Annotated in this window: 1 pseudogene; it reads left to right on the forward strand. The window is 55.7% G+C overall.

The window, feature by feature from the left end:
- A pseudogene (locus tag SB753_RS37240) lies at window positions 1-273 on the forward strand (transcriptional regulator); the annotation flags it as partial.

Here is a 273-nt window from a genome sequence, read left to right on the forward strand (position 1 = left end):
GATGAATGCTCCGAAAGAGCTCGCGTCGCCCTTGACGCAATACTTGAGCCGGAAATCGATGCGGTTTCATCGCAAACGCGCTTGCATATTCAGGCGATTTACGCGGCGGCGCGTGTATTTGCCGCTGGCCCGGGCGAAGCGGCGTATAACACATGGCGCCTTATACTTTCTCGGGCGTTGATGGAACAAGATCGCGAATTCCAGTTGTTTGCACTTTGGGGGCTTTGGATCGTTAGCCACTACAGGGGTGAAGCTCGGCTCGCTCTGTGGCAT

Source organism: Paraburkholderia sp. SIMBA_053, assembly GCF_046534895.1.
Lineage (GTDB): Bacteria > Pseudomonadota > Gammaproteobacteria > Burkholderiales > Burkholderiaceae > Paraburkholderia > Paraburkholderia caledonica.